Source organism: Enterococcus sp. AZ009, from assembly GCF_050548785.1.
Classification (GTDB): Bacteria; Bacillota; Bacilli; order Lactobacillales; family Enterococcaceae; genus Enterococcus_D; species Enterococcus_D entomosocium.
The window spans coordinates 3,609,862-3,632,153 of the sequence record NZ_CP172960.1 but is presented as its reverse complement, the minus strand read 5'-3'; the positions used below and the strand labels follow the sequence as shown (position 1 = coordinate 3,632,153).

Here is a 22,292-nt window from a genome sequence, read left to right as displayed (position 1 = left end):
GGGATGGTTTCAGTGGTCTTTTTCTTGGGCATGCTGGAAGGCATTGATTTTTTGCAGGACTAGCAAGACCAGTACCAAGACAAAAATCGCTAGAGCAAAAAATAGGGCATCGTTCGCCATGCCTTGCGTCAGCAATAGCTCGCGCAAAATCGCAGTAATACTGATCAAAATCAAGTAACGGACGGGAATATGGTGTCCGTCCTTCATATACCGCAGCAACATCAAAATGATTTCTAACAAAATGAATAACGTGGCAATTTCTTCAATCAAAAAGGACAGGTGGGGCGCTTCACTTAAAGGAAAGAGCGTCGTGCTGATCATAAAAATCGCTTTTCCCATAAAAATCAAGACGACAACGACTAAGATCGCTAACATGCTATCAATACAGATACTGATCACTCGCTCGAACATCCGGGTCAATTTTTCCATTTGCCACTCCATTTCTGCTTTTTCTTTTATTATACAAAAGAAGGCGCAGGACAAAGGGAAAAGAACAGTGAAAGAACAATCGCGGCAATATCTTTTTGACCGCGAACTTAACGGTCATTCTATGAGCGGGACCTTTGTGGCAGCTTTGAATAGCAGAAATTAGCGAGGAAAATATAGTATCTTTTTCCGATAAAATTAGAAAAAGATGAGAATTAATAGTTAAAATATACACAAATTATTACGAGACACTTAGTTTCTTTTTTTGTTACAATGGTTAAATAAAATAGAACTCTGTTGAAATGTTGCTTAAACAATGTTTTTATCGCTATCGAATAGAAAAATAGTCCGATCGCAAGATGTTTACCATTGTTAATAAAGTAACAAGTTAAGCGGGGTTCGCAAGAAAAATGCTTCTTTTCTCATCATATATGACGGGGATCAGTGAGGAGAAAAGGGCAAAAAGAAAAACGGAGGGAAACAAATGAAAAAAAGTGGATGGTCAAAATGGGTGATTGGGGCAGCCTCATTATTGTTGCTTAGTGCATGTGGTGCCGATGGCGGAACAAAAGCCAGCAGCAGTGCGTCAAGCTCTTCTTCAGAAAGTGAAGTCACTTCAGGTGCTTCCCAACAAGAGTATACCGATCCAGCAGAGTTAAAAGATCAATATGATATCGTCATCGTTGGTGCTGGCGGTGCAGGGATGGCAGCAGCCTTGTCGGCTAAAGATGCTGGAATGAATCCAGTCATTTTAGAAAAAATGCCGATCGCAGGCGGAAATACCTTGAAATCTTCTGGCGGAATGAACGCATCAGAAACCAAATTCCAAGAAGCCCAAGGTATTGAAGATTCGAATGAACAATTTTTTGAAGATACCCTTAAAGGTGGTAAAGGAACCAACGATCAAGAATTGCTACATTATTTAGTAGACAACTCTGCTTCAGCGATTGATTGGTTGGATTCAATGGGGATCACTTTAGACAATATCAGCTATAGCGGTGGTGCCAGTGTAAAACGGATCCATCGTCCTCACGACGGTTCAGCAGTCGGTACGTATTTGGTGGATGGCCTGTTGAGAAACATTCATGAGCAAGAAATTCCTTTGTTTGTAAATGCTGATGTGACAAAAATCAATGAAACAGACGGCAAAGTCACTGGCGTCAACGTGAAAATCAATGGCGAAGAAAAAGAAATCGCTGGTGATGCAGTGGTTGTTACTACTGGTGGTTTTGGCTCCAACAAAGAACTGATCGAAAAATATCGTCCAGATCTGAAAGGCTATGTCAGCACGACTTCTGAAGGAAGTACAGGCGATGGTATCAAGATGATCGAAGAATTAGGCGGCGCAACGGTTGATATGGATCAAATCCAAGTCCATCCAACAGTGGTTCAAGATACAGGTATGTTGATCAGTGAAACCGTTCGTGGAGAAGGCGCCATTTTGGTGAACCAACAAGGAGAACGTTTCTACAATGAATTAGAAACCCGCGACAATGTTTCAGCTGCCATCACAGATCTGCCAGAAAGCTATGCCTACTTGATTTTTGACAATGCGTTAGCAGGTAGAGCCAAACAAGTCGATTACTACAAAGAACAAGGTGTAGTGGTAGAAGCTGACACCATCGAAGCGTTAGCTGAAAAAATCGATGTCGATCCAGCAACCTTGAAGAAAACTTTAGATACATGGAACCAAGCAGTGGCAGACAAAGCCGACAAAGATTTCGGTCGTGAAACGGCGATGGACTATGATTTGACGGAAGGGCCATTCTATGCGATTCAAATTGCACCTGGGATCCACCATACAATGGGCGGCGTCAAGATCAATACGAAGACCCAAGTGTTGAAAGAAGATGGCACACCAATCACTGGCTTGTATGCAGCAGGTGAAGTGACCGGCGGTATCCACGGACAAAATCGAATCGGCGGCAATGCTGTAGCCGACATTATGGTCTTTGGTCGCCAAGCAGGCGCGCAATCCTCTGACTATGTGAAAGAAAACGGGAAATAAGCGGCTGTTTTTTCCTAAAAAAGATCGTCTATAAAGAAAGTAACTTGGAACGAATCCTCTTAAGTGATTAGGAGGAGAATCGTTTCAAGTTTTTTGTATTTCTAACTGAAAGGACGGAAAACTAGTCATTATAATCTTATAATGATTAAGTCGTTTATCATACATATATAAATAAACTATTTATATATGTAGGGTTTGCTTTTCAATGAATCGGAATCAAGGAATAAACGGATAGGATTGGTTTATTCGATGATAAAAAATTTTAGGAGGCAGAGTATGAAAAACGCATTGGTAAAATGGTCGGTCGGGGTGGCAATCTTACTTGGAGGGAGCTTGTTCTTCACGGGGAAACAAGTATTTGCTCATGGTTATGTGGAATCACCGGTCAGTCGGGGCTATCAAGGGTCTTTGGATCGCAATACGTTAGGGTGGAGCGCTGCGTTTGAGAAATATGGCAATGTCATTTCAAACCCACAATCATTGGAAACTAAAAAAGGCTTTCCAGAAGCAGGACCAGTAGATGGTCGCATCGCTTCGGCAGATGGTGGACTCGGACAAATCGGGGACTTTGTTCTTGATGAACAAGGAACCAATCGTTGGACCAAACAAGACATCAATCAAGGACCATTGCGGGTCAATTGGCATTATACAGCGCCTCACAAGACCACAAAATGGCATTACTATATCACGAAACCAGGTTGGGATCAAAACGCGCCACTTTCAAGAGATAGCTTGGAATTGATCGCTACTGTGAATCACGATGGTTCGGCTGCCAGCAATAGCCCAAGTCATACCATTACCATTCCAGAAAATCGTCTCGGTTACCATGTCATTTTAGCGGTCTGGGATGTTGCAGATACGCCAAATGCCTTTTATAACGTGATCGACGTCAACGTTTCCGGCTCAACGGTCATTCCCGAAAAACCAGCAGCACCAGCAAATGTCCGCTCAGAACGAGTGACTAGCAGCACGGTGGCTTTAGCATGGAACGGTCAAACCGATGCGAAAGAATACAACGTGTATCGCGATGGTGCCTTAGTGGCAACGACTACTGAGCCAACTTTTACCGACACACAATTAAAAGCCAACACAACCTATAGCTATCAAGTAGAAGCAGTCGGCTTTACTGCGTTAGTTTCAGAAAAAAGTGCTGCAGTGAAAGTGACTACCTCAGCAGACAATCAAGTCGAAACACCTTCGACACCAGGCAACCTGCATCAAATGAGCGTGACAGACAGCAGCGTTTCCTTAATGTGGCAAGCATCGACTCATACAAATGGGATCGCTGGATATGATGTTTACCGCAATGGCGTCAAAATTGCTACGGCCACAGGAACAACCTATGAAGACACGAATCTAGCAGCGGATACAACCTACAATTACCAAATCAAAGCAATCAGCAAAACGGGCGAACAATCCGCTTTCAGTAACCAGCTGAGCGTGAAAACCAATGCCAAAGAAGAAACTGAAACACCTGGAGGCGGGGAGTCAGAATACCGTGTGTGGAAACTAGGTACATTCTCTGCACCAGAAGTGTATACAAGTGGTGAAATCGTGAGCCATAAAGGCAGCAATTATGTCGTGATTAACACCCACTCAAATTACGGGGACACCACTTGGTCTCCAGATCAAGCACCAACCTTGTTTAAGAAGCTGTAACCCTTGAATGAATCAGTAAAGCAAGAGCAGTGCGGTGGCACTGCTCTTTTTGGCTCTTTTATGAGTGAATGGCTGAATCTTTGTTCGATTCGTGCAACCAATTGGACGAATTCGTTTGAGGAATGCAAAAACAGGTGCTGCTATGCATCATGCGTAGCAGCACCTGTTTTTTGTTTTAGATCAAGAATAGAAGAAACGGATCAAGATTCCACCTAGAATCAGCACGATCGCACCGCATAAACGGTTGGCCATTTGGGCAAAAGCAATCATTTCCATTCTATCAGAGGCAGACAATACAGCGATATTACCTGTTCCCCCCATCGAGTTGTTGATCATACCGGCGCCAATTGCGGTTTCAACGGGGTACATCCCTAATACCATCCCGAAGAACCAGCTGGCAGCCCCCATAGATACGACACTGGTTAGGCAAAGCACGACAAATTGCCAAGTAAAGGCAGAGGCCAGTGTTGACAGATCGATCAATGCCAAACCAATCCCCGCCAAGACTGCGTGGGTCAAATTCGTCATTACAACATTGTTGAACATCACCACAGAATCTTCGAGTTTCTTAGGGACAATATTCAAGGCTTTCAGAATAAAGACAATCACGATCATAAAGGCATACTCGTGAATTTTAGGGAAAAAGTCGCTTAAAATCGCACCAACGACCAACAGTGAAAAGGAAAACAACATCCCGACCCCGATTTGTTGGGCATCAAGCGTTATTTTTGGTTTTTCTAATTCTTCTTTCGTGGCATTGATCAGGGTGCCATGGCCATTGTATTTGGTTTTAGCAAAGGCCTTTGCGATAAATAAAGCACCAATAATGGCAAGAATATTCCCGAAAGTAACTGCTGGCGCTAATTGAGAAAAGATGGCGGCTTGATTGCCGTTTGCCAAGCCATCAGCATAAATTTGTGAAAGTGGGGTGATTCCCGCCCCCATCCCGCCAGACATCATTGGTAGAGACACATACATCACCGAATCAGCGAATCCATTGCCTAGCAGCATACCGACAAGGCCGACGGAGAAAAAGCCTACTACCATAGTGATCAAAGCAACGGGAATGAATTTCGTAGAAGCTTTCACCAACAAATTACGGTTCATACCTAAAATCGAGCCGCAAATCAAAGCGGCAATATAGAAATCAAGAAAGCCAAAACCGCCCCCCATGAAGTCACTGACCGCGTCAATGACTTTCGTGGGTACGAGATGGAAGGAGGCTAAAAGAGTGGCACCAAGCAGGGTAAAAACTGACCCACCGCCAAGATAAGAATTCATGATCGGGAGTTTTTCCCCAATGAAATACAGCAGGTGTCCTAAGGCAACCAGTAAAATGGTGATCCCGACCATATTTAATGGCAACTTGTCTAAGGCAATCGCACTGAATATGACAACCATGAAAAAGAGATACAAGGGAAGACTAATTCCCGAAATCGTCATCGTTTTTAATTTATTCATTTTTCAGACCTTCCTAGTATGTTGGATACCATTTAAGATTTTGGACAGCTTTTGCCATATCGGTTTCTTGCGCTTGGGCTAGTCCTTGTTCTTTTGCTTTATTGGCAACTGCTTCAGCCACTTTGATAGAAACGTCCGCAACGTATTCAAATGGTGGAAGAACAGGTGCACCAGGTTGGCTCAAATCAACCAAACCACTTAATGAGTGAGCAGCGGCACCAATCATTTCGTCGGTCAAGAGAGAGGCTTCTGAAGCCAACATACCTAACCCTAGACCAGGATAGATCAAGGCGTTGTTTGCTTGACCGATTTGGTAGTCGACCCCTTTGTATTGGATCGTTCCTGAAGGGACACCGGTTGCCACAAAGGCTTTTCCATCAGACCATTCGATTACTTGTTCAGCCGTTGCTTCTAATTTTTTGGTTGGATTCGAGATAGGGAAAATCACTGGACGAGCTGTGTTTTCACACATCGCTTCCACAACTTCTTTGGTAAAGGCACCGGCATTGGTTGAAGTACCGACCAAAATCGTTGGTTTTGCGACTTTAATGACATTGATCAATTGCGTCATATCGCCAGCATTGGCAAAGTCAGCCCGTTTTTTGGCAAATGGTTTTTGTGCAGGAGTCAAATCGGACATATCATCGAACAAAAGCCCTTGTTTGTCAACCATAAAGAAATGATTGTAGGCTTCTTCTTCTGAAAGACCTTCGCTGACCATTTCGGCATGGACACGGCTGGCAATCCCGGCACCAGCGGAACCACCGCCATAACATAAGTAGACTTGATCCGTTAATTTTTCACCTGTAATATCTAATGCGCCGAAGATACCGCCCAGTACAACGATTCCCGTTCCTTGGATATCATCATTGAAAGTTGGAATCGATTGTTTGTATTTGTCCAAAATCGTTGCAGCATTTGAACGGCCAAAGTCTTCCCAATGCAAGTAAAGTTTAGGGAACAATGATTCTGCCGTTTGAACAAATTGATCGATGAATTGGTAGTAGGCATCACCGTAGACACGTTCTTGACGATTGCCTAGATACAAATGATCCTCTAACAATTCTTTTCGGTTCGTGCCAGCATCGATCACGATTGGTAAAACAGAAGCAGGGTCGATCCCAGCAGCTGCTGTATAAATCATCAATTTACCGACAGAAATATCGACACCTTGGACACCCCAGTCACCAATCCCAAGAATCCCTTCAGCGTCAGTGGCTACGATCAAGCGAATGTCCCGATCGCCAGCGGCATTTTTCAACGTTTCTTCGATGTTCTCTGGATGATTGATATCTAAGTATGCTGCATATTGAGGATCAACGAATAGGCGGCTGTAATTTTCAATGGTATCAGCAATCGTTGGATCATAGACGATCGGATTGAATTCAACGATATGTTGATTGAACAAATAGTAGAACAATGTCCGATTGGTATTAAAGATTTCCATTAAAAAGTGACGTTTTTCAATGTCTGATTCTTTGGTGACATATTGCAAATAAGCTTGTTCTGCTTGTTCTTCGATCGTTTGCACGTGTGGGGGCAATAAACCGATCAACCCTAGTTCTTTTCGTTCTTCTTGTGTAAACGCGGTTCCTTTGTTTAAAAATGGGTTATTTAAAATGTCATGTGCTTTCATTATGTTCCTCCAATGGATATATTTTGAGTACTCGTTCATTTCCATTAGCTACTTTAATCCTCAGACAGAATTATAGTCAACTATCGGTGGTATAATAAAAATTATTTATAACAAAACCGCTGCTAGTTTAAACCGGTTAAGGGAGGAATCAGACGATGAATATACGAGATTTAGAATACTTTAACGCTTTGGCAGATATGCTTTCTTTTACCCAAGTGGCGCATAAATTTGCGGTCAGTCAACCAACCGTCAGCTACGCTGTCAAACGCTTGGAAGAGCATTATGGCTGTGATTTGATCGTGCGAGAAGCCTCACATCGCTCCATCTCATTGACCACGGAAGGGGAAATTTTGAAGGCTCATGCGCAATATATCTTAGATGAATTTGTGACCTTAGACAGAGCCATCGACCATGCCAAAAACAACCGCACCCACATCGGCCTGCCACCGATCATTCGTTCCAAAGTCTTTTCAAAACTCTTAGATGAAAAAGAGATCATCCGCTTTATTTCGAAATTTCACTTGGTATCTGGGGGATCGAATGAATTGCTTTCAAAACTATTATCGGGAAAAATCGATTTTAGCTTGCTGGGCAGTGTCAATCCCCTCGTCCACCCGAATCTGCAAGTGAAATTATTGCATCAGCAAGAGTTTTTTATTTTTGTGTCAAAAGAAAATCCATTAGCTAAGAAAAAGGAAATCTCATTTGAAGAAGCTGCCGAATATCCCTTTATCCTATTGGAAAAAGGCTATACCCACATGCGCGCTTTTCAGAATTTAAGTGAGAAATCAAAGAAGAAGCCGGAAGTCCCCTTTTATTTTTCAGACGTCCAGACGATTGGCCAGCTGGTCAGTTCCAATATCGGCATTACCTTGATGACCGAATTTCCTGTGTTTCAAGAAATGGAAGGCTTAGTGAAAATACCGTTAGTCCTTGAAGATAAGGAAATTTTTTATATTCAATATGCCTATTTAAAGAGTGCGATGTTGAATCAAGAGGTTCAAAAGTTGATTAGGATCTTGGATGAGCTGTCCTGGGAGGATGAAGGATGAGGAATGGGGATTTCTTGAGGTAAGGTCAGAGAAAAAATGGTGTCGGTATGTGTGCTTGAGCTGCTGAAATAAAAGGGATCTTTCAACGTGGAAAAAAACAAATGGATGGTTCCTTTAACCGATGAAACTAGAAAAAAATCCCTTTACTTAGACCGTTCTTATCGCATGAAAAAACGCTAAAAACCTTGATAACTATCGGTTTTTAACGTGGATTTTTGGTATAATAGTAGGACAGTAAAGTTTGTGACGGTGGCTATCTTTTGAAAGGTGGTGGTGCTTATGAAAGTAAGTGCTAACTCTTTAGAAAGGAGAAGCCTTTTGTCTGTAGCTGAAGCATTAGGGCTAATGATTAGTTTCGGTTATTTAATCGCAACGATTATCTTTGGCATCCTAACTGCAGCAAAAAACGACAAAAAAAAGTAACCAGTCACTAAACTTTGGCGAGTTGACTGATTACTAAAATAATATAAAACTTGCCACCGTCTTAAACGGTGCTGTAGGGGAGTTGTTGACGCAACTCCTCTTTACACAGTAATTATAGCAAGATTTCAGTAAGATATCAATCATTGACGCTATAGACGTGCTTTGCACGTCTATTTTTTTGTCCTCCTAAGTGGTGGGGAGCAACGATTGGTCGCTTTGGCGTATCACTTGGTTACAAGTTGATCAAGAAAGTGATTTATCGTAGACTACAGTTTTATTCATTAGTCTTAATTATTGTGTTCAGAAACACATAACAAAATCTAAGTTCAGTTATTCAGTCGGTATTAAGTTATGGTAAAATTTACGATGAAATCGATCAGCCTATAAATCAATAGGATTACCAGAATACTGACCTCTTATTTTCAAGGAATTACTAAAATAGTTAACCTTATCGTGCAAAAGCAAAAAAGATAGATCGAAGAGGCTGGTGGAAAAGTCGAATCTTTAGAAGAGTGGGTCCCTCCCATGAAAAGATGAGGGGCAACAAATAGAAAGACGAATACGGTAGAATAGCATGTTTTCAGGGATGTAACATGATAATTGCGTGCCTGTTTTGTCGAACACAATGTATAATCCTACTTGACTGATATAGTAATCAGAAAAAATCGGAGATGATCATTGTGAAGAAAATTATTTTAGGGATTGCAGCTGTTCTATCTGTATTAATGGGGTGTAGCAGCTTCAGCTGAAGAATCAGAGATTTGGGTTTCTGAGGGAATTGAAATTATTAGTGATGTTGAAACGGATGCCGATTTAAGCGATCAACCAATTGAAAATATTGGCATAACTATCCCTGGGTTGACTAGAGGAGCTAATGTGCCAAGTAGCAATTGGAATATAGCCTCCAAAGGTAAATATTCCCTTAGTGGAAGTAGTGATCGAGGGGGATACGTGTATTCTTCTTATACATTCAAAGGAAAAACTTCTTATACCGTATCGATTAGTAATACAGGAAAAAATGTTATAGATATAAAGTGTAAAAATAGTAGTACAACGTATATTTCTTTTTCTGTCAAAGCAGGGAAAAGCCGGACAGTAACCTGGAATGGAATTAAATCTAGTACAACTTGGTATGCTCAATTTTATAATGGTAACTTGATAAACAATTCTTACTCGTTTACAGGTACAATAAAATAATTAGAGCAATTTATGTTTTACAAAATCAATTGTTAAATGGCAATTGCTAAACAAACGAACCCTTGGAGGATAAACTTTATTTATGGAAATCGGAAAAATGTTACGCCAAAAGAGAACTGATTTAAATTTAACACAAGAAGATATTGCGAAGCAGTTTAATGTTACACGTCAAACTGTTTCTCGTTGGGAAAATGAATTATCATACCCTAATATAGATACTCTTGTAGAACTTAGCATTTTTTTTGAATTTTCCTTAGATGAAATTTTACGAGGTGATTCTGTAATGGTAAAAGATTTCGCACAAAAGGTTAATATGTCAAAAAAATACAAAGGATGGAAAATAGCGACACTTTGTTTAACCTTATTAATTTCTATATTTGTTTTAAACTATTTTTCTCCCTCAATGGATATTGGTAAAGACGATGTAGATTCTGTTACTGTTACTAAATCAAAGGATCACACTAATGTTGAGGTTCAATTGAATCTCAATGTATTTGAACAACCTGAAATCTGGGAATATTATCCGGATCTAGAGGATGGAAAGGGGATTATTGAAGTCTCGAAAAGGATACAGCTACAAGCTATTTTTAATCCAAAGAAGAGAGTGAATTTAGAAATTCCTAATGATTTTCTATTTGATAAGCAAACTATCAAAATTAAAAACACGAATTATACCATCGATTTAGAAACAGGAACTGTAACTAACTAATTCTCTCGTTGAGTATTACTTAACGAACATATAGTGCACGTGAGAGTATCAAGGTAATGTCAACCTATGAAAATCTTCCCCTTATTTAATAGAGTGTATTGTAAACCCAAAGGTTGTTTTACCCACAAAATAAAGAGTGTCCAGAGTTATTATCTGGGCACTCTTTATTTTGATCAACTTAATATTACAAATTTAACATCTGATCTAATAAACTATGCTAGGACGGGAGATACTAATCTATTGTACCTCTATCGATTGTTCGTAAAAATCTGAATCACCTTCCATATATTTAGTTATATTATCCAAATCATTTTTTATATCAGTAATAATCTTCTGATCATTACTCATTACGAAAACACCTAACTTATTTTTTTCTTCAGAACTATAGGGGATGAATGCAACATATTTTTGATCAGCCGTAAAAGTACTGGTATCAGATAATTCTTCACTACCTGAAACCGATAAGGAGACTTCAAATTTATTGTTTTGAGAGGTAAAAGTCAATTCTAATTCTCTGCTTTGAGAGTCATTTACAAATTCCGAATTAACTATTTCTGTTGCTTCTTCAGTCTTTAGATTAGTAGACATGATATGAATGGATTGCCCCGCTTTTTGTTCTACTTTAAACCTCGAGTTATCGCCATCAGTTCTCATACTATCGATGCTATCTCCCGTAGGATTAGTAGCAGAATCACTTTTAGCACTTATTTCGATACTGGAACTACTCGTTCCGTTATTGTTATTTCTGGAAGTGCATCCCCTTATAGCCATAAGTACTAGTAATGCTGAAATACTTAAACTGATTTTTTTTATTATAAATCCCTCCTTGTTTTATAATATAAATCTTATTTATTCTATTATATAGGGTGAAATTCCAATTATGCAAACAAATAAATTTTGTGTTTTTAAAATCGAATAAAAATTTTTGGATGTATTTTAAGCGAAAAGATATTTTTTTGATTAGAATCGAATTAGTGTGATGGATATATTAGGAGGTAATTATGAACCAAATCGTTCTTGTTAAAAATTGAGTTTTTAGTCCTCGTTTTTGCTCATTTTATAGAAAATTCGGTAGCGCACTTAATTAGAGCATGTAGATATGTATTTAGAAGTCGTTATAGTATACACTGTTGGCAGTACTTATAGATGAAATATAAAAAAAGTTCATAGTGACCAGATTTGTTGAGCAAATTAGGTTTTAAATAATAGAATATATATGATGAAATCGTTAAAGAGAGTGTTCAGAAAACGACTAATTTCTAAACATGATGAAATGTAGCAATCAGTACGAACCCGATGATATGAAAAGAATGTCATACTATCAGAAACAACTATATGACTTAAAATTTCAGTAGATACACCTAAACACAACTATTGATCCAAGACACTCAAATCACTTATTTGAGCGTCTTTTTTTCGTGAATTGATAGAGAATTTCAAAATATGTAGGGATCACGACATATCTTGATTTAACTCTTCTTGCTGAACTTGTTATAGTTTGAAATGTCGAAAGACAATATTCGTTTTCTTAAAAACCGTCGTTTTTGAGAATATACAAAAAAAGACACCCAAGAAATATTGAATGTCCTATAAAGTCTATTAAATTAGGTTTTATCAAAATGCTGGTGAAATGAAATACTCTTATCTAGAAAACGACGAAAATTGAGACAAACATTCAGGAGGAGGGAAATGAGGAAGCGTGTAAAACTCGGGTTCTTGTTACCATTATTGGCCACATTCTTGTGTATTCTATCCCCCATAGATGCCCAAGGAAAAGAAGTCCAAGAGATAGAGACAGAAGGTTCTGTCCAGTTTACTGGCATTTATGAACCAATTGGAATACCAGAACCCACGCCGCCCGATGGCAGTGAAATACCACCGAGTGGCGGCGTAAATAGACCTGAAGGGTCTTTACCGAAAACCAACATGATTGGTGAAACTTATCTTTATTGGATAGGAATCGGCGTATTATTCTTCGTGGTTCTCTTATGGAAACGAAGAAAACAGAAAGAAAGCAACACTGAAGAGCAATCCAAAACAAAAAACAATCAGAAAGTAGGAATTATTACATGAAATTGATCCGTTTAGCAACAGTCGTAGCATTAACAACAACTATCTTAGCAGGAGGGGCAGCGAGTGCGTTTGCCGATGAAGTTCGGGATGTAACCTCGAATGGTCAAATCGAATTTACACCAAGTGATAACGAAGAGTTAGAAGTTATTCCGCCAGAAGAAGGACCGGATGTAGATATTCCAGTAGAAATTCCAGGAACAACAGGACCGTTGTCAATCGTGAAAGTTGCTCACATGGACTTTGGTTCACAAGTAATCTCTAACCAAGATCAAACGTATAACATGGTGGCAGAAATGCAACCATTGAGAGAAACCGGTGAATTGGTTCCTTACGTCAGCTTCGCCCAAGTACAAGATGTCCGTGGGAACAACGCTGGATGGGGTCTACAAGTAAGTATGTCTGAATTTACTTCAAACACACAAAACAACGTTTTGACTGGAGCAGAAATCGAATTCGTGGATTCACGTATCCAATACGAAGGAATTAATCAAGACAATGCGCCAGGTAACCACGCTGCTGGCTTAGTATTAAGCCCGAATAATGCTGGCGTATCTGTAATGACAGCTGAAACAGGCCAAGGTGCCGGTGCCTCTTCTGTTGTTTGGGGCGATCAAGCAGATTTAAATGCACAATTTGCAGATGAAGAAATTGAAGTTGTTGAGAATGACATGATCCGTTTATCTGTTCCAGGATCAACAGCCAAAGATGCGACCACTTATACGTCAACATTGAACTGGGAGTTGACCACAACACCAGGCGCGAATGCTGGTGAAGCAATCTAAACATAGAAAACAATCAATTGATTACAGCCCAATTCTACTTATTGGGCTGTTTTTAGAAAGGATCAACAAGTGAAAAAATCAATTTTGAGCAAGAATAATCGTGTTGCGACGTTCTTCTTAGTACTTATGAGTCTACTTTTGTCTTTTCCAATGAAAGGATTTGCAGAAGAGGGCACCTTAAATTTTTATGTCACTCCTGAATTTCCGGAGAGCCAAGTTGAAGGATCGGGCAGCTATTTTGATTTAAATATAGCGCCAGGTGCGACTGAAACATTAACGTTAACCTTACAAAATGCGATCGATGAGCCAGTCAAAGTAGCGATCACGCCCCATACCGCCTATACAAATGTCAATGGCGTCGTGGAATATGGCAAAGATGCCGAAGAAGTAGATCCTTCTCTTGTTCATTCACTAGATGAACTGATTGAAGTGCCGGAAACGATCGAATTAGCGGGCAATGAAACTAGAACAGTCAGTTTGACATTAAAGATGCCTGAAGAATCCTTTGAAGGATTTTTAGCTGGCGGCTTACGCTTGTCAGAAGTGAAAGAAGAAGCTGAGGAAGAGACAAGTGAAGAAGAAGGACTTGCGATCAAGAATGAGTTCTCTTATGTTGTCGGGGTTATTGTAAGCAATTCTCGGGATACGGTTCAACCAGATCTTGCCTTATTGGATGTCTTTCCTGATCAGCTGAACTATCGAAATGTGATCAGTGCGACGTTACAGAACTTTACTTCGACCTTCGTGAATCGTTTGGAAGTAGAAGCAAGTGTAAAACGTAAAGGTGAGGATGAAGTGCTTTATGAAGCCAGCAAAGAGCAAATGCAAATGGCTCCGAATTCTCATTTCAATTTTCCAATTTCATTAAATGGCGATCGTTTTAGAAGTGGTGACTATGTGTTGCATTTGACTGCTCGTTCTGGTGAAGAGGAGTGGAGCTGGACGGAAGAATTCACAATCAAAGCTGATGAAGCTCGTTCACTAAACCGAGACGACGTAACGATTGATTCTAGCCCGAATTGGCTGCTTATTGGTGGTGCAATATTTATCGTCTGCCTATTAGCAGTGATTGCTTACCTGATCCTGCAAAACAAAAAGAATAAAGCGAGTCTAGGCAAAAAGGAGTGATACTTTGAAAGGAAAGCTACAAAAAAGTTGGGTGCTAAGCAGTATTGTTTTATTGGGGCTAACAACAATGTTGCCCTCGGTCAATATGGTGCTTGCGGATACCGTCAATGAAACAAAAAACACAGAAACACAAGACGTGACTTTGCCTTATGATAATTTGTTAGAGGCACCAACGAGTGAGTCCTCTGACACTCACCAAAAACCCACTGTGGAAGAGCAACCGACATTTTCTCTTGAAAAAGAACAAATGGTTGGGACGATTGGAGAGACAACGGAAGTTGTGATTCTGGTGGATCGCCCAACGAAGCAAGTACAAGTCACGATTCCTCAAGAGCTGACTGTTCAAAAAGATGAGTTGTCAGGAGGGCTGGAAGCAACACAAATGACAGAGACCGAGTGGTGGTTTTCAGCAGACGAACGCACAAAATTCACCATTCCGGTTTCTTCTCAAACCGCAGGGGAGTTTTCCATTCGTGTTGAAGATGAGCTTGATGGAACGATCGCCTTTGAAGAAGCAGCGGATGATGAAGGCAACGATGAATCAGTATTAACCGATGATGAGGATAATACAAGTGATCCAGAAGACAGTGTGATCCAAGAAGTCCAAGATGAGGAAGAAACTCCAACACAAGAGACAGAGGATATTACGCCTGCAACTACTTCGAACGTAAGTACTTGGGCGCAATTTCGAACTGCAATCAATACTGCTAGTGTAACTGAGATTAATGTTTTAGAAGATATTTCTGGAAATACTAGTTTGAATAGTATAACTCGAAATTTAACGATTAATGGGAATGGTTATACAATTGATACCCAGTCACAAGTGTTCCAGGTGACAGGTGCTAATCGTACAATGACACTACGTAATTTTATTTTAATTAATCAAAGTTCAAAGATCCGTACAGGAGGTACAAACTTTACCTTAAGATTGAGTGATGTGGACTTTATAGGAAGTAACTCGGTAATTGCTTCGACTATACAAAATCCTAGATCGAATGTAATATTTGATGGCGGAACAACAATTATTAGATCAACGAATTCTGGTTCCACATTTCAGGGAACTACTAGTGTTCTAGTCACTAATAATGCTTCAGTATTTTCAAGTGGCATGTTAGTTGGACGACTAGCGGATGATTCTGCTGCTTCACATAATTTAACCAGCATGATTATTGATGAAGGAAGCCACCTAACTATCGAGTCTGAGGGAGGTGCAGCTAGGCTTCGATATATTGAGGTAAATGGTACAGCAAATTTTAGTGCAAATACTTCTAGTGTTCTTGAAACTAACCCAAAGGGAACAGTGCCTCTTATTATAAAATTGGGTGAAAAAAGCCAAGTGAAATTTGAACAACGGGAAAGTAGCACTACACCCCTATTTACCTTGTTAAATAATGTTAATTTGGAGATGGAAATTGCTAGCGGAGCACAATTTGATATGCTTAATAGTCAAGGCGGCCCTATTTTTAATAATTCGCGCTCAAACACTGTCCAACTCTCAACTGAAAACCTAGCAGTTTGGAATCGAGGACGTACAAGTAGTACCCCTTCTCAAAACTTTGAGAAGATTGAAGCACGACTGACTGGTGCCAATGCGGCTACGATCACCAGCACGAATCATAATGTATTTCGTGCTACTTATCCTAGACAAGGTCTAAATGGTTACTCTCGGATTAGTTCTTCCGGAATCGCTGGAGAAAATCCGGTGGATCCATTGGAACCAGATACTGAGATCGATCCAGAAAATCCACCAGTGATTCCTGAAAACCAAGGAAACTTCCGTCTTGATTTTGTCTCCCAATTTACCTTTGGCAACCATGAAAGAAATATGTTTGAAGAAGAAACCTATTATGCACTTCCACAATATGGACTCGATTCAAATGGGGAAGTGATTGAAAGTGAACCAAAACCAAACTTTGTCCAAATCACAGATAATCGTGCGGATGCCGATGGTTGGCAGCTGTCTGTCACACAAAGAGAACAGTTTAAGACAGAAACCGGGAATGAATTAAGTGGCGCAAGTCTTCAGCTGAAGAACCGCCAGCTTGTGGCCGACCACGATGGACAACAACCGCAAGAAGCAACGACTGAAGCAACGATCGTTCTTGAGCCAGGCGCAAAACAACCACTGCTAACGTCTTCTACTGGCGAAGGCAAGGGAACCTGGATCTATCGCTTTGGTGATGGCGCAAGTTCTGATCAAAGCGTGGCTTTAGTTGTACCAAAAGAAACCATTCCAGAGGCCACGACTTACCAAACAAAATTGGACTGGGAACTACAAGCCATACCTGGTAACGAGTAAGACAGGAATCTTATCCAAGATATTAGAATGATGTCTAATATTTTGGATATTCCTTTCAAATCGATCACAATAAAGGAGGATTATTTTTTGAAACAATCAAGAAAGTGGCTTGCCCTTGTGCTGGTTTGTAGTCAGTTTTTAACTACATTGCCTGCTTCAGCGGCTGTAGTGACCAATAGTGAAGAGAAGGAAGAACAAGCGCAAATGACACCTGATGACCAGGAAACACAACCTGAAGAAGGACCTGAAGACCTGCCTTTAGAAGAGGTAAATCCACCGATTGCAGAGGAACCTGTTCTACCAGAAGTTCCTGAAGAAACACCAGAGGATTCTACACCAGCGCCGAAACCAGAAGATCCTACACCGGTTGATCCGCCAAAAGAAGAAGTGAAACCAGCACCAACTCCTCAACCGGATCAATCAACGAATCAGGAATCAACACCAGAATCTAAGCTGCCAACACCTGTTGAAAAGCAACGTCCGACCTTACCAGAGCTAACAAAGAGCACGCCAGCTGAAGTCAATCAATCGGCGGCTATTGAAATCACTCCTGTGAAAGAAACGTGGGATTTTATTAAAGAAATTGGTGAAGAGGCACGGAAAATCGGTTTAGAGGAAGACCTTTACGGATCGGTTATGATCGCCCAAGCGATTCTTGAATCCGCCAGCGGCCAAAGTGAGCTAAGCCAAGCCCCGTACCATAACCTCTTTGGGATCAAAGGAACAGTTGAAGGAAAGGGTATTACCTTCAAAACGCAAGAAGATGATGGATCAGGGAATCTGTATACGATCGATGCAACGTTCCGACAATACGAAGATTACGAAGCGACCTTCAACGATTATGCGAAGCTTTTAAAAGAGGGCTTAGCGCATGATAGCGACTTTTATAAAGGTACCTGGAAATCAGAGACGGAATCCTATGAAGATGCAACGGATTTTTTAACCGGACGGTATGCGACGGACACGCAATATGGCGAAAAGTTGAATGCCCTAATTGAAGCCTACGCATTGACTAGCTATGACAAAGAAAAAGCAGCATTGCCAGAAGGCACTGACGAAATGATCCACCCGGTCATGAATCCCGTTGTTTCTTCTACTTTTGGTCCACGAGGAGATGGCTTTCACCGTGGTGTTGATTTTGCGGCACCACTTGGGACACCAATTCTCGCAAGTCTTGCAGGAACTGTGATTCGTTCTGAGTACCATAATTCCTGGGGGAATTATGTGGCGATCGAGCACGAGAATGGACTAACCACACTTTATGCGCATAATAATCAAAACCTGGTTACTGTTGGTCAAACAGTGGCTCAAGGAGAAATCATTGCGTCGATGGGGAGTACTGGAAACAGCACCGGACCCCATTTGCATTTTGAAGTGAGTTTGTCTCCGAGCTTGGCTCAAGACCAGTTGATTGATCCACTGCGTGTTTTACCAAGTAATGAATAAACGAAGAAAAGAGGTGAGAGCATGTTAGCAGAATCTATTCATAACCCTGAAGAGTATTTGGCTTATTCCAAGCAATTGCTAGAAGGATCAGGGTTCCTAAATAGTTACCCCAAAATATGTGCTTATTATGAGGAACTTTGTACACAATTTGAGACCGTATATCACAACCATCAACAAAACCCTTTCTTGCAGTGGGGGAAATTGTTGAGTATTGATGCTCAAATACAGATCTTGATGGAATTAGCAGAAATTATCCAAAAAGATATTATCAGCGACTTTGGGATGACAGAAGAAGAAATTATCCGAATGACTCGTCAAGATAAAGATTCCTTTTATCGAGAAATTACTGGTGGGAATTTACATCAAAAACCAAAATGGGGCTTGATCTATTTGGGTGAAGAATATGAAAAAGGATCCTTACACAATGTGTAGTGATCCTTTTTTGCTAAAGGGTGGAGATAATGATGAAGAAAGTTTGTTTGATCGTCCTCGGTGGAATCATTGTTTTTGCGTTTCTTCTTTGCATGCCAATTGTTGAAGCTCAAGGTACTATATTGGATGGAGAAGCACCTGAAAAAAGGTTGAGTGAGTCTTCGCTATCCGATGATTCTCAAGTGATGGCAGACCCTGCTATCGATGAGAGCCAACAATCAGAGGATTCCCGATTCAAAGAAGAAAAGAATTTGGAATTGGAGGATGAAGTACGAAAAGATGACTCCGAGGATGAAAGGTTTGTCTCTCAGGATACAGGAATCTGGGGGAACGTTTCTTGGGAATGGGAGGAAGAAACGGTTACCTTAACATTGCAGGGAGGTAATGCTGGAACGGTTGCAGCAGCACCATGGAAAACATATTCTTCAGTACAAAAGATTATTGTGCAAGATAGGATCACTTTACAAAGTAATGCCGCAAATTTATTTTCCAATTTAACGAGTCTGACGTACGTAGATGCATTGTCTTTTGACACGAGCCAAGTAACTACGATGGATTTCCTGTTCGCAAATTGTACGTCTTTATCCGTTCTCAATTTGAACGGTTGGGATACAAGGAATGTACGTACTGTGAACAGGACCTTTCATAATATGACTGAATTAGTGGAACTGGATCTTTCAAGTTGGAATACGACGAATCTTGCTAGTGTATCTTCAAACTCTTGGTTTATCTTTGAAGCGAGAAACTTAAGAACTATTCACCTGGGAGAAAATACGACTTTTTTACATATGGGATCCAGCAGCCCACGTTTTCCTAGTGAAGTGCCTTCAAATGAATATACAGGAAACTGGGTGCATACAAAAGATCAGTTCGGCAATCAAGTGGGGGAAAGAGTAGTGGCGCCTCGAAGCTCCTTATTGTCTGCCTTTTATGATGGATCACAGCCGGGAACCTATGTCTTAGAAAAATGGCAAACGATTACAATCAACCCCATCGATCAAAAAGGCAATTTTCTGACTGAAAAACAAACGATCCGAGGGGGGTATTTAGAAGATTATTCGATCATTCCTCCGTCTGTGTTAGGTTGGCATTTTGATTATTCAGATTGGTCACTTCAAGAAAGATTTACAGGGGAAACAACGGAAGTGAATCTTTTCTATCGCTTGAATGAGACATCTATCTTGGATCCAATCAATCCAGAGGTAGAAATAACCCCAGAGTTAATGCCAGAGCTTCCAAAAGAAACACAAAGGTTTCGTATTGATTTCGTCCCATTCATTCTATTCGGCACACAAAATATAACGACTCATGAACAAGAGTATTATGCAGGTACACTAAAAATCAATGGATCGAATGAGGAGCGACCAAATTTTGTTCAGGTAAGTAATTTTGATCGAACGATCACTTCTTGGACACTATCTGTTCGGCAAGAGTCTCAATTCCAGACAAGCGAGGGCGATCTTTTATTAGGGGCCTCTTTGAGCTTTAAAAATGCAGAATTAATCAGTATTCACGATCAAAAGGTCCCAACCGATTATCCAACCCAAGTTGAACTCGTTCCTGAAGAAACGAGTTTACTTTTTAAAACAATAGCTGAGGAAGGTGCTGGAACCTGGATCTATCGTTTCGGCGATTCAAAAACGATGTCTGAAAGCATAAAACTGACTGTTCCAGGAAGTACGATGCCCAATTCTAAAGAATACAATACAACGATCATTTGGACGATCAATGCAATTCCCTAAGAAACAAATAAGCTGTCGAGGATAAATAAAATAAGGATCCTGCCAGTATGGGTAGGATCCTTGTTTTATTACTATTGGAAGGGCGCTAGCCTTTGAGATCAGTTAGTGGGTTCAAGGAGAAATCTTTTAAGATTTGAGGATTGATTCGTTCAAGCAGATGATTCCAGTCGTCGATCGTCGGAATGGATTGGAACAAAATATACTCCATGTCTTTTTCTAAGTAGGATACATAGTCTGCATAGTTGGTCACGAAAATATCAATCTGATTCTGGTAAAAAAAGTGGTTGTCCATTTGTTCGATCGTTGGAAAAAATATCTGATGGTACCCACGAAAGTAGCGAAGGGCTTTTGCTTTAACACTACGGCAGACGAAGGAGGAGCCCTCCAGTAGGAAAGCAATACGTTTGGGATTTTGAACATAGCTGTCACGAATTGCTTCAATTGTTAAAAGTAGACTTGCGGAAATATCTTCAATGTACATTTCCGCCACTTTTAGCATCTTCAAGTTAGCTCTTAGGAAAGATTGAATACGCTTGAAACGATCTGGATACGAATCACGAGCAAATGCGTTTACTTCAGTAATATTTTTATTCATGATCGGTGTGAGTTGATCAAGATATTTTACCGAAGTGAAAAATGATTCAATGAATGTTGTCGTGGGAAAATGAGGATCGGCTAAAATCGGATCATAATAAACTACGAACTTTCTGGCTAGTTCAGTTATAGTTGACCAATGGTTAAACTGTTGGCAAAATAGCTCTTCCTTTGCTGGAGCGTCGATCGTTCTCTTACAAATGGCATACAGATACAAACCGAGAAGCTCGCTATCAGGTATGACAAAGCCATAACGCTTTTGGATCTTAGGCTTAAGTGATAAAAGAAACTGGTAAGTGTCGTCTTTTTCCCAATCCATGCCTTCAATATTAGGGACGGGCATATACTTTCTCTGAGAACTTCGGTAAATCATGATATAGAATTGATAATAGAAATCCGTAGGCAAAATATCTGTTCCCATAGATGGCTGATAACGATTTTCTTCTAAATAATGCATGAGTTCATTGACTTCTACAGACGGTTTTAGGGTGAAGGGGGAAATTTCGTCGGCTTCATAATAAAAATCTTTGAGAAACTTTCGAATATTTCCTTCTTCCCCAATCAGATCGACTGGATTTATTGAAAATTGTAGCTGGTACGGTTCCAGTGCTTCAGATACGCGCAGAAGATGTCTGCGCATGGAGCTTTCAGAAAGAAAAAAGTGGTCGGCCCATTCTTCATAAGAAAGCAGTTTTCCGCTCAGTATGCTCTCTATCACAACGAAAAGCGGTTCTTGAGAAATGAGTTCTCGCTTAGCTTCTGCATAGCCAGTTGGATCAAGTAATTGAAACTGATAACCCGTATGGGTACTCTCTATCTCTAAACACCCGTCAAAATGTAGGCGTATATTCTTGATATCGACCAAAAGTGTTCGCTCATTTATTTCAGTTGCTTCTGACAGATCTCGTAATAAATAATCCGATTTTCCTTCAAATACGGACAAAATTTTAAGGAAGCGGATGGTTCGTTTGTCCAATATAAAATTCAAGTGTAAAGCTCTCATAGTTCTTCTCCTTGGTAAGTGTCTAGCGATAGTTTCTATTTATTCAAATGGTAACACAATTAATGAAAAACATTTACATTCAGCTTCTGAAATGGGGAAGAAAGATACAGTAGCGCTAGTTCTAACGGTTTAATAGGAATTTTTGAAACTTACGATTTTAAATTGCAAGAGCTGATGCAATTCACATGTTTGTTTTTATGGAGCTAAGAGAGGTTCGCACTC

17 protein-coding genes are annotated in these 22,292 nt (G+C 40.3%); 12 read left to right on the top strand and 5 right to left on the bottom strand.

Annotated features, from left to right (window positions below; translation table 11 throughout):
* Positions 1–9 precede the first annotated feature (9 nt).
* Positions 10–429 (bottom strand): phosphate-starvation-inducible PsiE family protein, encoded by a 420-nt coding sequence (locus IGJ74_RS17190; protein WP_008381850.1) that lies wholly within the window; start codon positions 427–429, stop codon positions 10–12.
* A 481-nt stretch (positions 430–910) separates the two neighbouring features.
* Between IGJ74_RS17190 and IGJ74_RS17185 the strand changes: the two genes are divergently transcribed.
* Together IGJ74_RS17185 and IGJ74_RS17180 are read left to right on the top strand one after the other, a co-directional pair.
* Positions 911–2,434 (top strand): flavocytochrome c, encoded by a 1,524-nt coding sequence (locus IGJ74_RS17185; protein WP_016613729.1) that lies wholly within the window; start codon positions 911–913, stop codon positions 2,432–2,434.
* Positions 2,435–2,710: 276 nt separating this feature from the next.
* Positions 2,711–4,093, top strand: coding sequence for a lytic polysaccharide monooxygenase (locus tag IGJ74_RS17180; protein WP_034878234.1), 1,383 nt, complete (start codon positions 2,711–2,713; stop codon positions 4,091–4,093).
* 180 nt (positions 4,094–4,273) lie between these two features.
* Here IGJ74_RS17180 and IGJ74_RS17175 read toward each other — a convergent pair whose 3' ends face one another.
* Both IGJ74_RS17175 and IGJ74_RS17170 read right to left on the bottom strand, forming a co-directional pair.
* Positions 4,274–5,554 (bottom strand): 2-hydroxycarboxylate transporter family protein, encoded by a 1,281-nt coding sequence (locus IGJ74_RS17175; RefSeq protein WP_005230514.1) that lies wholly within the window; start codon positions 5,552–5,554, stop codon positions 4,274–4,276.
* Between the two features lie 13 nt (positions 5,555–5,567).
* Entirely contained in the window at positions 5,568–7,229 is a 1,662-nt protein-coding gene (locus IGJ74_RS17170) for a malolactic enzyme (RefSeq protein ID WP_278014713.1), read from the bottom strand.
* A 116-nt stretch (positions 7,230–7,345) separates the two neighbouring features.
* On the opposite strand from IGJ74_RS17170, the gene IGJ74_RS17165 reads away from it, so the two are divergent.
* The 3 genes from IGJ74_RS17165 (at position 7,346) to IGJ74_RS17155 (ending at position 10,571) form a co-directional block, all read left to right on the top strand.
* Positions 7,346–8,242, top strand: a complete 897-nt coding sequence (locus IGJ74_RS17165; protein WP_087664502.1) for a LysR family transcriptional regulator — start codon at positions 7,346–7,348, stop codon at positions 8,240–8,242.
* Positions 8,243–8,521: 279 nt separating this feature from the next.
* Positions 8,522–8,665: a putative holin-like toxin gene (locus IGJ74_RS17160; protein WP_218193506.1), complete on the top strand. Its 144-nt coding sequence runs from the start codon at positions 8,522–8,524 to the stop codon at positions 8,663–8,665.
* 1,279 nt (positions 8,666–9,944) lie between these two features.
* A complete protein-coding gene (locus IGJ74_RS17155; RefSeq protein WP_087664503.1) occupies positions 9,945–10,571 on the top strand; it encodes a helix-turn-helix domain-containing protein in 627 nt (208 codons plus the stop codon).
* Positions 10,572–10,808: 237 nt separating this feature from the next.
* Here IGJ74_RS17155 and IGJ74_RS17150 read toward each other — a convergent pair whose 3' ends face one another.
* Positions 10,809–11,225 (bottom strand): hypothetical protein, encoded by a 417-nt coding sequence (locus IGJ74_RS17150; RefSeq protein ID WP_242691957.1) that lies wholly within the window; start codon positions 11,223–11,225, stop codon positions 10,809–10,811.
* A 1,035-nt stretch (positions 11,226–12,260) separates the two neighbouring features.
* Between IGJ74_RS17150 and IGJ74_RS17145 the strand changes: the two genes are divergently transcribed.
* The 7 genes from IGJ74_RS17145 to IGJ74_RS17115 all read left to right on the top strand — a co-directional run bounded on the left by IGJ74_RS17145 (position 12,261) and on the right by IGJ74_RS17115 (position 20,473).
* A complete protein-coding gene (locus tag IGJ74_RS17145; RefSeq protein ID WP_087664504.1) occupies positions 12,261–12,644 on the top strand; it encodes an LPXTG cell wall anchor domain-containing protein in 384 nt (127 codons plus the stop codon).
* The gene (locus IGJ74_RS17140) at positions 12,641–13,426 is read left to right on the top strand and encodes a WxL domain-containing protein (protein ID WP_087664505.1); all 786 of its coding nucleotides are present in this window, start codon (positions 12,641–12,643) and stop codon (positions 13,424–13,426) included. Before IGJ74_RS17145 ends, IGJ74_RS17140 begins: the two co-directional genes overlap by 4 nt.
* A gap of 126 nt (positions 13,427–13,552) precedes the next feature.
* Positions 13,553–14,554, top strand: coding sequence for a DUF916 and DUF3324 domain-containing protein (locus IGJ74_RS17135; RefSeq protein WP_255324186.1), 1,002 nt, complete (start codon positions 13,553–13,555; stop codon positions 14,552–14,554).
* 4 nt (positions 14,555–14,558) lie between these two features.
* Positions 14,559–16,853 (top strand): WxL domain-containing protein, encoded by a 2,295-nt coding sequence (locus tag IGJ74_RS17130; protein WP_218193576.1) that lies wholly within the window; start codon positions 14,559–14,561, stop codon positions 16,851–16,853.
* An 87-nt stretch (positions 16,854–16,940) separates the two neighbouring features.
* Complete coding sequence (locus tag IGJ74_RS17125; protein WP_242691956.1) at positions 16,941–18,299, top strand: peptidoglycan DD-metalloendopeptidase family protein; 1,359 nt, start codon at positions 16,941–16,943, stop codon at positions 18,297–18,299.
* A 21-nt stretch (positions 18,300–18,320) separates the two neighbouring features.
* Positions 18,321–18,731: a DUF7006 family protein gene (locus IGJ74_RS17120; protein ID WP_087664508.1), complete on the top strand. Its 411-nt coding sequence runs from the start codon at positions 18,321–18,323 to the stop codon at positions 18,729–18,731.
* Between the two features lie 32 nt (positions 18,732–18,763).
* On the top strand, positions 18,764–20,473 hold the full coding sequence (locus IGJ74_RS17115; protein WP_176374295.1) for a WxL domain-containing protein: 1,710 nt from the start codon (positions 18,764–18,766) through the stop codon (positions 20,471–20,473).
* 85 nt (positions 20,474–20,558) lie between these two features.
* Here the strand turns inward: IGJ74_RS17115 and IGJ74_RS17110 are convergent, their stop codons facing one another.
* Complete coding sequence (locus IGJ74_RS17110) at positions 20,559–22,070, bottom strand: helix-turn-helix domain-containing protein (RefSeq protein WP_087664510.1); 1,512 nt, start codon at positions 22,068–22,070, stop codon at positions 20,559–20,561.
* Positions 22,071–22,292 lie beyond the last annotated feature (222 nt).

Coding starts and splice junctions, on each gene's coding strand:
- IGJ74_RS17190 (WP_008381850.1), bottom strand. CDS start 429: ATGGAAAAATTGACCCGGATGTTCGAGCGAGTGATCAGTATCTGTATT.
- IGJ74_RS17185 (WP_016613729.1), top strand. CDS start 911: ATGAAAAAAAGTGGATGGTCAAAATGGGTGATTGGGGCAGCCTCATTA.
- IGJ74_RS17180 (WP_034878234.1), top strand. CDS start 2,711: ATGAAAAACGCATTGGTAAAATGGTCGGTCGGGGTGGCAATCTTACTT.
- IGJ74_RS17175 (WP_005230514.1), bottom strand. CDS start 5,554: ATGAATAAATTAAAAACGATGACGATTTCGGGAATTAGTCTTCCCTTG.
- IGJ74_RS17170 (WP_278014713.1), bottom strand. CDS start 7,229: ATGAACGAGTACTCAAAATATATCCATTGGAGGAACATAATGAAAGCA.
- IGJ74_RS17165 (WP_087664502.1), top strand. CDS start 7,346: ATGAATATACGAGATTTAGAATACTTTAACGCTTTGGCAGATATGCTT.
- IGJ74_RS17160 (WP_218193506.1), top strand. CDS start 8,522: ATGAAAGTAAGTGCTAACTCTTTAGAAAGGAGAAGCCTTTTGTCTGTA.
- IGJ74_RS17155 (WP_087664503.1), top strand. CDS start 9,945: ATGGAAATCGGAAAAATGTTACGCCAAAAGAGAACTGATTTAAATTTA.
- IGJ74_RS17150 (WP_242691957.1), bottom strand. CDS start 11,225: ATGAGAACTGATGGCGATAACTCGAGGTTTAAAGTAGAACAAAAAGCG.
- IGJ74_RS17145 (WP_087664504.1), top strand. CDS start 12,261: ATGAGGAAGCGTGTAAAACTCGGGTTCTTGTTACCATTATTGGCCACA.
- IGJ74_RS17140 (WP_087664505.1), top strand. CDS start 12,641: ATGAAATTGATCCGTTTAGCAACAGTCGTAGCATTAACAACAACTATC.
- IGJ74_RS17135 (WP_255324186.1), top strand. CDS start 13,553: ATGAGTCTACTTTTGTCTTTTCCAATGAAAGGATTTGCAGAAGAGGGC.
- IGJ74_RS17120 (WP_087664508.1), top strand. CDS start 18,321: ATGTTAGCAGAATCTATTCATAACCCTGAAGAGTATTTGGCTTATTCC.
- IGJ74_RS17115 (WP_176374295.1), top strand. CDS start 18,764: ATGAAGAAAGTTTGTTTGATCGTCCTCGGTGGAATCATTGTTTTTGCG.
- IGJ74_RS17110 (WP_087664510.1), bottom strand. CDS start 22,070: ATGAGAGCTTTACACTTGAATTTTATATTGGACAAACGAACCATCCGC.